This is a genomic window from Variovorax sp. 01T439_2, assembly GCF_056398445.1.
This window is the reverse complement of sequence record NZ_JBFTPJ010000437.1, coordinates 1-10905: the sequence shown is the minus strand read 5'-3', so window position 1 is coordinate 10905 and position 10905 is coordinate 1. Positions and strand designations below refer to the sequence as shown.

Sequence of the window (10905 nt, the reverse complement as noted above, 5' to 3'; positions counted from 1 at the left end):
GCTCGAGGGCGTCGACGGTGAATCCAAGGACGATTCGCACAAGAAGGAGATCGACGTTCTCTCCTGGAGCTGGGGTGCCAGCCAATCGGGCACCGGCCACGTCGGCGGCGGCTCGGGCGCAGGCAAGGTGAGCGTGCAGGACCTCTCGGTCACCAAGTACGTGGACTCCTCCTCGCACCTGCTGCTGCTCGACTGCTGCAACGGCCAGCACATCAAGAAGGGCACGCTGGTGGTCCGCAAGGCCGGGGCCACGCCGCTCGAGTACATCAAGCTCACGATGGAAGACATCATCGTCAGCAACATCCACACCGGCGGCAGCGGCGGCGAAGACCGCCTGACCGAGACCATCACGCTGAACTTCTCGAAGTTCAAGTACGAGTACACGCCGCAGAAGGCCGACGGTTCCGGCGACGGCACCAAGGAAACCGGCTGGGACATCGCCGCCAACAAGAAGGTCTGAGGCGCCTTGCGCCAACGGCCGCCCGGTGGACGGCGGCCGCCCCTTGATTGACCTTCCAGCCGGAGAGACGCGATGGCCACACTCAACACCACGGTCCTTCAGTGGGCCAGCGCACAGCTGGGCAAGCAGATCGGCGCGGGCGAATGCTGGGACCTGGCCAACTCGGCCCTCGGCCAGGCCGGCGCCGGCACCTCGTCGGACTTCGGCCCGATGGGCGACGACGACGATTACATCTGGGGCAACGAAGTCGCGCTCAAGGATGCGCTTCCCGGCGACATCCTGCAGTACCGCGACTACGAGATGACGACGACCACCACCACCGACGTCACCTTTGCCGATGGCACGGGCTGGACCGACAGCCCCTACGTAACGGTCGGCCATCCGCACCACACCTCGATCCTCTCCAAGAACCCGGGCACCGGCGCCATCACGGTGCTGGAGCAGAACCACCAGGGCAACAAGGAGCCCGTGCGCGCCAGCACGATCCGCTGGAAGGGCAGCTCCACCTCGACCACCACCCGCAAGCCGATGAAGCGGCAGGACAACGGCAAGACGGAGTCGGCTCTCGTGGTGGTCACGGTGGACGTGACGGTGAGCGGCAAGCTCAAGGCGTACCGGCCGAAGAAGCCCTGACACCTGCCAACGAACAGGAGTTCGAGCATGAGCAGCAAGTGGAACGACAACGACTATCACCCCTATGCGGACGAGTACTACCCGCTGAGCAAGCACTATGGCGGCCCGGGGGCTGCCGGCCTGATGAAGAAGACCGGCATCAAGGGGCTGATCGTCCACATCACCGACGGCAACAGCCTGCTCAGCTCGCTCAAGACCACCTGGGAAAACCGCGCGGCCTCGGCCCACTTCGCGGTGGACAAGGGCGGCACGATCGCGCAGTACATTCCGCTGTCGCAGCGCTCCTGGGCCGTCGACGGCTGGAAGGTGGACAATCTCTGGTACAGCGTGGAGAACGTCGCGGTGCACGGCGAGACGCTCACCGACATGCAGATCCGCATGAACGGCTATCTGCTCGCGTGGCTCAACGGGGAATACGGCGTGCCGCTGAAGCTCGCGGCCACGCCGGACGACAGCGGCCTGTCGTACCACGCGATGTTCACCAAGTCGAAGCCCTGCCCCGGCAAACCGGTCATCGCGCAGCTGCAGGACATCGTGGACGCTGCCGTGGGATTGAGCGGCGGCTAGATTCCCGCGGGTCCGGCCCCGGTTCGTCAATCCGGCAGTTTGCCGGGCGCCGCCGAAGGTTCCTCGATCGACGCCGGCATCGTCTCTTCCTCGGCCGCCGGCATCAGGCGCGTGGCGTCGTCGACGTCATCGGGAATCACCCACAGCGTGAGCGCCGTGTAGTTGTCGTACCCCGGCTTGGCGTGCGCCTTGATCTGCGCGTCGAGCTGCTCGGTCCACTGGCTGGGCGTGCGCGAGGCGTGCAGCGTGTCGACCAGGCACTCGTCGCCCAGCGGCTCCCACACGCCGTCGCTGCACAGGAGCAGCACGTCGCCGGGCATCAGGCGCATGCGGTCGGACACCGTGATGTCGGGCGCTTCCTCGATCGAGCCGAGCGCCGAGAGCAGCATGTTGCGCTGCGGATGCAGGCGCGCGCCTTCCTCGTCGAGCATGCCGCCGGCCACCATCTGCTGCACCAGGCTGTGGTCGGTGGTGCGCGCCACGATGGCGCCGCCGCGGAACAGGTAGGCGCGGCTGTCGCCGCTGTGCACCCAGGCCAGCGCCTGGCTCTCCAGGTCGATGGCCGCGAAGACCACCGTGGAGCGCATGCCGGCAAGCTTGCCGCCTTCGGACTGCCGCGCCACCACGTCGCGGTTGGCCTGCTCGACCAGCGTGCGCAAGGTGAACTCGTCCAGCCCCGGCGCCGCCGAGAAGCCGCCCAGCACGCTGCTGCGCGTGGTTGCCGCCGCCACATCGCCGCCGCCATGGCCGCCGGCGCCGTCGGCCACCAGGCAGGCGACGTAGCGCTCGTCGTGCCAGTGGCCGTGGACGTCTTCGTTGTAGTTGCGGCCGCCCTGCCGGGACAGCGTGACGATTTCGATTTCCAAGCGGGGTGCCTCGCGTTTGCTGGTGCTGTTGTAGTGGTGCCTGAGAGAGCGTTCTTCAGGTGTCCGACTTGAGGCGCGCCATCTGCTCTTCATAGGCTTCGAGGAAGGCCTTGCCGAAGAGGCTGTGGAAGTCGTCTTCCGCCTCGCTCGCGATGCCGCCGTAGAGCGCGACGAACTGGTCCCAGAGCTTGGCCTTGCGGTTGGCGCTGAAGAGCGTGTCGAGCGCCGACTTCGCGCTGATCTTCTTCTCGAGCTCTTCAGGCTCGAAGCGCGCAATGACATGGGCCAGCGCCGCGCGCATGCCCACCATCACGCCGAACTGGTGCGCGCGCAGGTCGTTGAAGGCATCGCGCATCGCGGCCTCGGGCGGCATGAAGCCGCGCACGCCGGGGCCCAGCAGGTGGGCCAGCGCGACCTCGACGGTGGGCGAGAACTTGAGCGGGTTGTTGGCCTGCGCCGCGATCATCGTGACCTCGGCGCGCACTTCGCGCTTGAACTCCTGGCGCGTGAGCAGGAGCTGCAGCGTGCCTTCGGTGGCGCTGCGCAGGATCGAGCCGATGCGCTCCATGAGGCCGGGCGTGAGCATCTCGGGCGGCTGGTGCGTGCTGGCGAGGCCGCGCAGGAAGGCGGCGAGCAGTTCGTCGTCGGATGCGGTGCGCGGGGCCGCGGCGGGCGCCCGCTGGACGGGCGGCGGCGGTGGTGGTGGCGGCAGCGGCTCGAACGGCCGGCTCGCGACCTCAGGGCCGCTGATGCGTATCGGCTGCCCTGTGATGTCGTCGAAGCGCGGCAGCGCTTCCACCGGCGCGGCGGCCGGAACCGGCGTGATCGCCTTCGGCGGCGTGAAGCCGAACTGGTCGATCGGCAGGTGATCGGAGCGCGGTGTCGGCGTGGGCGGCGCCGCGCTCTGCAATGCGGCCAGCGGATCGGCGGACGAAGCCGTGTTCGGCTGCAGCAGCGGGTCGGCCAGCGGCGACAGCGCGAGCGGATCGCCGCCGATGCCGCCGCCACCGCCCATGCCGCCGAAGAGCTCGTCGATGCCGGCGGCCTTGCCGTGCGCGGGCGGCGCGCCGAGGTCGGAGAAATCGTCGAGCGCACCGAAGCCTGCGGCCGGCGCAGCGGACGGCGTGGGCCCGAGCAGGTTGGCGAAGGGATCGACCTGCGCGGCCTGCGCGTTGCGCGAGCCGCTTTCCATCGGGTCGGGAAAGAGCAGCGGATCCGCGCTTGCCGGCGCGGCCGCCCTGGCACCGGATGCACGGGCCGCGGCAGGCGCGGGCGATCCGAGCCCCGCAAGCAGGTCGGCAAAGGGATCGTCGCTGGTGCTGGCCGCGGGGGCGGCGCCGAGCGGCGCCGACATCACGGTGTTGGGAATGGCCAATGCCGGCGGCGCGGCCGCGCTCATGCGCACGCTGAGTTCGAAGCTGCCCACGATCAGCCGCGCGCCATCCGCGAGCGGAGCCTCCTTGCCCGAGCCCAGCGACACGCCGTTGCACTGCATCGGATTGCTGCCGCGGTCGATGACGAAGTACTGGCCGTCGCGGCACAGCACCTGCGCGTGCACGCGCGAAACCGTGCGGTCCGGATCGTCGAGCACCAGCGTGTTGGTGTCGGCGCGCCCGATGGTGCCCCCGTTGGGCCCGAAATCGGCAGCGATGGGCTGCCCCGCCGGAGCGCCTTGCCGGGTGATGACAGCGATATGGATCATGAATCTGCCCCCGAGGCTCTATGCCCTTCTACGCCCGAACACAGCCCGCGCATGCACGGGCGAAAAAACTCAGAAGGAGTATTCATTCCGTGGAGCGGGTTGGCAATCTCGCCTTAAGAGGTATGCCATTGCAGCCATGCGGCGACGGCGCCGCGTTGAACAGCGGCCTGCCCGGCGCCATCAGCGACAGGTGCTCGGCGGCGGCGATACGCTGGCGCTGGAACCCCGTCTTGAGCACGGCGAGGCAGTGCCCCTGCGTGACTGGTTCGCCCACGAAGCATCGGATGCCGTGCGGAAAGCGGTGTCCGTCGGCTTGCCACCACGCATCGATCTTTTCGGCATCGGGCCAGGGAAGGCCTTCGTCCTCGTCCATGGCAACGTCTTCGTCGTCCGGGTTGTCATTGGGGCCGGCCACCGGGTTCTCCGGAGGCTTCAACTCGAGATCTTCGGCGGCGAGGTCCAGCCCGGTGATCGTGCTGAAGGATTCGCCGGCCAGCCTCGCGAGCTTCAGGTCGCCCATCTGCGCGATGAGCCAGGGCACGTAGTGCGGGTCACCGGCGGCGCCGATCCCGCGGATCAGGATGCGGACCGAGTCCTCCTTCCGGGCGAGCGACTGGAGCAGCGCATGGGCCTGTTCGGTGGGAAGAACCTTGAGCGCCAGCATCGCAGCTGCCGCCTGGCAAGGACCGCCCTCGCCCGTGAACGCAACGAGCATTCGGAGCGCGTCCTGCCGGTCGCCGAGCAGCAGCGCTGCGCGGGCCGATTCGAAGCGGCGTCCGGCGTCCTCGTGCATCAGCCCGCCCAGGCAGCCGGGCAGCAGATCGATGCGGCCCAGCTTGCCGGCGACAACGATGGCCTGCGCGGAGTGCTCTTCATCGGCCATGGCGGTTTCGAGCACAGTTTGCGGGTCGGCATGATGCATGGCGCATGCGGCCAGGCCGATGTCCCGGCGAAAGGCATGCGGCGAATCCAGCAGTGCGCGGGTGATGCCGCGCAACTCGGGGGCCGGCACCCAGCCGAAGGCGGAGACCAATCCGGCCCGCGCCTCGGGCACGGCTTCTGCGAGCGACAGCAGTCTTTCGAGCAGCGCGGGGTCGCGGGTGTCGATGGCACCGATGGCGTTCGCGAACATCGCTCCCCGCCCCGGGGTTTCGAGGGCCGCCATGCAGAGACCGCGCGCGAAGTCGCCGGCGATCGCCAGTCCATCGAGGCTCGCCGCCAGGCGCTCGTCCAGGCGGCTCAGCCGGTGCAACTGGACATGCGGGGCGCGGACCAGCACCGCGCGTGTCGAGCGCAGCACACTGGCGTTGTCGAGGTGCTGCTGCACGACGAAAGGGATGGGAGGGCGAGCAGCCGCAAACATCGGGTGGGCTGTGTTCACAGGGTCGGGGTCTGCGCGGTCCACACAATGGCATCGGTCGTCCAGGCGAGCTGCAGCGTGCCGAACGACCACAGAACGCCATCGTTGGCATGAAGGTATCCAAACGAAGTCAGCCCGGGAACGGCAACCTCTTCGAACGTCGCGTCGGGCAGGAGCTTGAACAATCGCGTCGAGGTAGCGGCAAACAATTGCCCGCCAAACCATTCGAGATCCCAGATGTCCTCACCGCCTGGTATCTGCGCAAGGACGCGCCACGCGTCATCCACAAAACCGAGAACGAGCCCCATCTTTCCAGCTGCGAACACGAGGTGCTTCTTGAAAGTCCTGACGACATGGAGCGTCAAGTTGGTGGGACTCGCCATCTCCGACCATTGCAAGCCGCTTGCACGCCAGATCTCACCGCGATATCCGACAGCCCATATCTCGTCTTCATCCACGCCGTCGATCGACGTGAAGCCACATATGTCGATCTCGCCCGGAACTGGCACCTTTGGCGGGTCCAGCACCTCCCAGACACCTGCATCCGCCCTTCGATAGACCTGTCTGCCCATGCCGGCCGCGTACACCGTAGCCGAGACCGACGGTTCCGTCGCCGCCGAGTGCGAAGACACATGGTTGCGGAAGTTCGAGCTGCGCCAGCCGGACCGGCATCCACTGCATCGGGAAAAAAGTCCAACCCGCTTGAGGCCCATGCCAACGGGCAAGCGCCGGTTGCTTGCCGTCATCGACCTCGATCTCGCAGATCACCCTCACCGAGTGATCGTTTTCAACGAGACCAGGACCGAATTGGAGAAAAAAGGATTCTGAGGCCATGGCATGCGGATTGAAGATTGAAATCAGAAGCCCTTGGCAAGCACCGTGAGCAAGCGCCGGCCAAGTTTTGCCTCCTGGCCGGAATTCAACGTACCCGTCGAGCGGCCATCGGACCCCATGTCCGATCGCACCGGCGTGTGCTCATCGCATCCGGGGCCATCCGGCGGAGGCTTCTTGTGATAGTCGTCGAGTTGCGCCTTGGTGCATTCCGGGTCGCATTCGGGCATGACGATCGTCTGGGCAGCGACACCCGCATCCCTGGCTTCGCCATAGGTCCAGTTCGAGATGCCTTTGCCGTCGCTCATCACTGTCTTGGGCGCAAAAAGGCGCTTGTTGTAGGCCGTTTCGATTTGCTGCTGCACCGCATGAAACTCACCATGCTGCTTGGCCTCTCGTGGACCATCGACGCACATACATGGAGCGGCTCCCTGGTTGTACCCCTCCCCGCTTGCATTCTTGAATTCGGACATGACATGTCCTCCTTCTCTGCCGCCGATCGGCGTAAAGCAATGGACCTCGATCAGGTGATGCGGCGTTTTTCCCGGGCAGCAATTGCCTTGCGAATTCTTTCCATCGCTGTGCTTGGCGCTTGGGGCGTAAGGCGACAGGACGCACTTCATGGCGTCTCGGCACGAGGAGTCCGGGTTGTCGCACATTTTCTTGACCCAGCCCTTGCGTTGGTGCGGCTTGGGCGGAGGCCCGCATTTATCCGTCAGTGCCTTTGCCACGTCCTTGCATGGACCGGTGCCTGCAAACGCTGCTTCGTCGATGTACGGCCAGGGCGGCGCATTCCCCGGCGACGATGCATGGTTGTGCGTGGTGAGGTCGACATTGCGCACAACGTTCTCGCCCTCCACCTTGACGTCCATCGACCACGCGTTGAAGTACACCTTCCCCATGTTCTTGCTGGTCACGACCCCCTTCTTGGGCGCGCATCCCGCCTCGTCTCCGGTGCTTTTCTTGAAATAGCTCTTGTTCTTGAGCATCACCTCCTGGCCTGATATCTGCACGGTCGTCGAACCATCGCTCGTGTCGGTGGCCATGCCGGTGTTCGGATACGGGATCGGCACGCCGGGCGGCGTTGCCGGCGTCTGCGGCAGCGTGAAGCACACATCCGGGAACGCGCAGACCGACTTGCCCGCCGCCTGCTTGCACGATATCTCCATGTTGTTGGCATAGACTTGGTTGCTCATACCGGCATCCGATACTGCAGGCAGAGCGCCGCTCGCTGCCCCGCGTCGTTGGCCAAGTGCGCGAGGATATTCGGCCCCTTGGCGTACTGTTTCTCGCAGGCAGCCTGGGCCGCAGAAACGATGGCGAGCCCTACCGCGGCGCCGATCTCGCCAGTGCATTCGGCGGGATGCCAGATGTCAAACTCCTTCTTTCGGACATGCAACGTGCGCGAGAGTGCCAGCGCAGCCTCCTTGAAGTAGTACTGTTCTCCCGAAAGATCGGTGATGCGGAAGTCCATCTGATGCATCTGGCACCCCGCATCGGCCAGCGCAGCCTTGACGGCCTGGGAGAGCCCCTCGGCGCGCAGCGGCACCTCGCTTTCGACATGAGCCTCTTCGAGACCGAATCCGACGCCGGTGCAGAGCAGTTCTCCCGCGTTTCCCTCCGGTTCACCCAGCAACATCGCGCCGGCCGCCTCGCCCGGCATGAAGCCATTGGAATTTCGGGCCGTCAGCAGGCGATCACTCTGCTCGTAGTGGCTCAGCGTCGACCATGAGAGCAGGCTGTCCGTAGCGGCAACAAGCACTTGTGGCATGCCGGACTCGATCAATAGCGCACGCGCCTGCGCGAACGCCACGGCAACCCCGACACGGCCCTGCGCGATGATCTGCGATTGGGGCGCAAAGGCACTGCCGAGCTCTTCCTGTATCTGCAGGAAGAGCTCGTCGTCCAGCCCCGATGTCCGTCCGGGCCGCATCGGCTCCGCCACGCAAAGGATCAAGGGCAACTGTCCCCACTGGCTGCGTGGCACTTTTCCCAACGCTTCCTCGATTGCCATGGCGGCCATCCTTGTCAGCTTGGGGAGCCCGCGGCACAAAGGCGCCAGCGGCACCTCGTGCGCCATGATCCACTCTCCGCCCGCGTCGATGAAGCGCGTCTCGACGGGGTTCGTCAGCTTGGCCCGGAACGCGGCGCAGCTCGATTCGGCGTCCAGCCCCACCGGCGTCACCAGGCCGCTGCGAAGAATGGCGATTGCACGCGAATTCATTCGGTTTCAACCTCATCTGAGGTCATCGGAATCATCACAACCGGAATCGGGAAAGGGACCTGCTCGCGCTGCTGCCACCACTCCCGTCCCTTCTTCCCAACCAGCACCTGTGCGATCTCGAACAGGCTCTTTTTGAGCGGCCTCGTCACTCGCCACGACAGCGTGAAGCGCTGCGCATCGGGCTCGATCACCACCGTGTCGAGCGTGGCTGTGTAGTCCTCGCGCGCCCCGTGTCTGGGAAATACATGCACCGGCGCCACCAGATGCGGAATGGTGAAGCGCGTGATGCCCTCTGGCGTGAGATTGCCGAGCACCACATCGATCGGTGCCTGCTGGAACAGCTCCAGCGGTACCTGCTGGTCCATCGGCGCTGCCTGGAAGTACTGCGGATCGAAATCCGGCGGCAGAAACGGAAAGTGCTTGTCCAGCCACTCGTCATCGTAGGTACCGGCGAAGCACGACCGAGTGGACCAGCCGCGCCCCACGGGGCCGAAGGCCATTGGCCGGTAATTGCCGCCCGGGTCGTGCACCGCATGGCCGATTTCCTCCGTGCGCGGCAATGGGGTCCCGTCGACCCAGTCCATGCGGATGTGCTTATGGAAACCAAGACCCACGGGGTTGGGCATGAAAGCAGCATGTTCCGACAGATCTTCGTGCCGGAGGTCGGCGCCGCCAAAGGCAACGTCGTACGACAGCGGCTGCTGCACGAACACGCCGGGCGGCGAGGCCGTAGCGCCCAGCGGCCCGCATTCCCAGTGGCGCGGACCGACAACCGCCAAGCTCTTGCTCCAATTGCCCGCGCGCACACCGGCCTCGACCCGCGTGGCGGGTCGCCCCTGCGGTGCGTAGGCGCTGCCCAGCAACAGGATGTCGCAGCGCTGCTTGTGCGGCGCGAAGTCGACCTCATAGACCGGCGCGGAGAGTCCCGGCTCGCCGGTAAAGGTATCGGCCATCACGAGCGGCACCTGTTCCTCGTGCAACGCGAAATGACCGGCGGGCGCATCGGGCGGCGGCATGCGAAAGGTACCTTTGATGACCACCACGAGCGATTCCCGCCCACTGGGCTCCAGGCCCATGTTGTAGCTGGCGACCATGCGAGTGGCGTTGATCAGTTCCACGAGCTTCTCTCCGGGTGCATCAGTTCAGTTGCACCGAACCGCCCTTGATGCGATTGACACCCGTCGAACGGCTCGACACATAGCTGCCCTGGATCAGCACCTTGCCGGCCTTGGTGAGCGTGATGCTGGCCTTGCCACACCGCAGCACGAGCTGCTCCTTCGCACTCACGGCGATCCGGCTGCCGTCAGCCTCCACATCGACCTGCGATGGCATCGCGGGCAAGGGCGATCCGTCCCCGCTGCGCAGCACGCCCATCACGACGGGCCGGGCCGGGTCTGCCGCCTCGAACATCAGCACGACCTGCCGGCCGATGTGCACGCCATGCAGATCGACCACGCTGCGCGCGCGCACGGCCGCGGTGCCAGGCTGGCCCGGGAACACGACAAGGGGCGTGCATCCCTCGTCAGTGATGGCGACGAGTTCGCCCGTCGCCACGGCATTCCACGTCATGGTGGCCGTGGCCACCTGCAATTGCGCTTCGATCAGATCCCTGCCGCTCATGGTCGGTTCTCCGTCATGTGATGGATTCAGTTCTGCAAGATCTTCGAGCCCTTGATCACCACGTCGCTGCTGGCCTTGACGTTGATCTTTCCGGAGCCTTCGATCGTGATGTCCTTGCCCTTGATCACAATGGTCCCGTCCTTCTTCATCGTGATGCTGGCGCTGCCTGTCTTGATGGAGATGGAGTCGCCCGCATCGATCACGAGGTTCTTCCCGACGGTGAGCGCGTCGTCCTTGCCCACGCTGGATGTGCGCCCTTCGCCCACGCTGCGCGACTCGTTCTTGCCCACGGTGGTGGAAAGGTCCGCCCCCACATCCACCGACCGGTTCGCCCCGATGCTGCTCGACTGGTTCGCGCCCACATTGATCGTCTGGCTCGCCCCCACCGTCACCGCCTGCATCGCCCCCACCGTGATCTCCTGCGCCGCGCCCACGGTGATGGTCTCGTTGATCCCCACCGAATGCGTGCGCTGCAGTGCCACCGTGGCCGTCTCGCTCGCGCCCACCGTGATCGAGCGGTTCTGGCCGATGGAGATGGTCTCGTTCAGGTCCACCGTCTCCGTGCGGTTCTGGTGGATCGTGATGGTCTCGTTCTTGTCCACCGTTTCGGTGCGCTGGCCGTGCACGGTGATGGTCTCGTTG

General features: G+C 65.9%; 12 protein-coding genes. 3 read left to right on the top strand and 9 right to left on the bottom strand.

Annotated elements, in window-relative coordinates:
• From AC1DOC_RS19805 to AC1DOC_RS19795, 3 genes are all read left to right on the top strand, one after another.
• Positions 1-460, top strand: a 460-nt coding sequence (locus AC1DOC_RS19805; RefSeq protein WP_478130337.1) for an Hcp family type VI secretion system effector, incomplete at its 5' end; no start/stop codon positions are given.
• Between the two features lie 72 nt (positions 461-532).
• The gene (locus AC1DOC_RS19800; RefSeq protein ID WP_012745710.1) at positions 533-1093 is read left to right on the top strand and encodes a hypothetical protein; all 561 of its coding nucleotides are present in this window, start codon (positions 533-535) and stop codon (positions 1091-1093) included.
• A gap of 27 nt (positions 1094-1120) precedes the next feature.
• A complete protein-coding gene (locus tag AC1DOC_RS19795) occupies positions 1121-1660 on the top strand; it encodes a peptidoglycan recognition protein family protein (RefSeq protein WP_278876438.1) in 540 nt (179 codons plus the stop codon).
• 26 nt (positions 1661-1686) lie between these two features.
• Here AC1DOC_RS19795 and AC1DOC_RS19790 read toward each other — a convergent pair whose 3' ends face one another.
• The 9 genes from AC1DOC_RS19790 to AC1DOC_RS19750 all read right to left on the bottom strand — a co-directional run.
• Positions 1687-2526, bottom strand: coding sequence for a PP2C family protein-serine/threonine phosphatase (locus AC1DOC_RS19790; RefSeq protein WP_012745708.1), 840 nt, complete (start codon positions 2524-2526; stop codon positions 1687-1689).
• Positions 2527-2581: 55 nt separating this feature from the next.
• Positions 2582-4228: a type VI secretion system-associated FHA domain protein TagH gene (gene tagH / locus AC1DOC_RS19785; protein WP_478079604.1), complete on the bottom strand. Its 1647-nt coding sequence runs from the start codon at positions 4226-4228 to the stop codon at positions 2582-2584.
• Between the two features lie 82 nt (positions 4229-4310).
• On the bottom strand, positions 4311-5555 hold the full coding sequence (locus tag AC1DOC_RS19780) for a TIGR02270 family protein (protein ID WP_478130336.1): 1245 nt from the start codon (positions 5553-5555) through the stop codon (positions 4311-4313).
• A 50-nt stretch (positions 5556-5605) separates the two neighbouring features.
• A complete protein-coding gene (locus AC1DOC_RS19775; protein WP_478130335.1) occupies positions 5606-6334 on the bottom strand; it encodes a beta propeller repeat protein in 729 nt (242 codons plus the stop codon).
• A gap of 111 nt (positions 6335-6445) precedes the next feature.
• Positions 6446-7615 (bottom strand): PAAR-like domain-containing protein, encoded by a 1170-nt coding sequence (locus AC1DOC_RS19770; protein WP_478079607.1) that lies wholly within the window; start codon positions 7613-7615, stop codon positions 6446-6448.
• Positions 7612-8643: a hypothetical protein gene (locus AC1DOC_RS19765; protein ID WP_478079608.1), complete on the bottom strand. Its 1032-nt coding sequence runs from the start codon at positions 8641-8643 to the stop codon at positions 7612-7614. The genes AC1DOC_RS19770 and AC1DOC_RS19765 overlap by 4 nt, the downstream gene beginning before the upstream one ends.
• Positions 8640-9761, bottom strand: a complete 1122-nt coding sequence (locus AC1DOC_RS19760) for a DUF2169 family type VI secretion system accessory protein (protein ID WP_478079609.1) — start codon at positions 9759-9761, stop codon at positions 8640-8642. Before AC1DOC_RS19760 ends, AC1DOC_RS19765 begins: the two co-directional genes overlap by 4 nt.
• A 19-nt stretch (positions 9762-9780) precedes the next feature.
• On the bottom strand, positions 9781-10263 hold the full coding sequence (locus AC1DOC_RS19755) for a DUF6484 domain-containing protein (protein ID WP_478079610.1): 483 nt from the start codon (positions 10261-10263) through the stop codon (positions 9781-9783).
• Between the two features lie 26 nt (positions 10264-10289).
• A partial coding sequence (locus AC1DOC_RS19750) for a bacteriophage T4 gp5 trimerisation domain-containing protein (protein WP_478130334.1) occupies positions 10290-10905 on the bottom strand: 616 nt, incomplete at its 5' end.

Coding starts and splice junctions, on each gene's coding strand:
- AC1DOC_RS19775 (WP_478130335.1), bottom strand. CDS start 6,334: ATGACGGCAAGCAACCGGCGCTTGCCCGTTGGCATGGGCCTCAAGCGG.
- AC1DOC_RS19800 (WP_012745710.1), top strand. CDS start 533: ATGGCCACACTCAACACCACGGTCCTTCAGTGGGCCAGCGCACAGCTG.
- AC1DOC_RS19765 (WP_478079608.1), bottom strand. CDS start 8,643: ATGAATTCGCGTGCAATCGCCATTCTTCGCAGCGGCCTGGTGACGCCG.
- AC1DOC_RS19755 (WP_478079610.1), bottom strand. CDS start 10,263: ATGAGCGGCAGGGATCTGATCGAAGCGCAATTGCAGGTGGCCACGGCC.
- AC1DOC_RS19795 (WP_278876438.1), top strand. CDS start 1,121: ATGAGCAGCAAGTGGAACGACAACGACTATCACCCCTATGCGGACGAG.
- AC1DOC_RS19770 (WP_478079607.1), bottom strand. CDS start 7,615: ATGAGCAACCAAGTCTATGCCAACAACATGGAGATATCGTGCAAGCAG.
- tagH (WP_478079604.1), bottom strand. CDS start 4,228: ATGATCCATATCGCTGTCATCACCCGGCAAGGCGCTCCGGCGGGGCAG.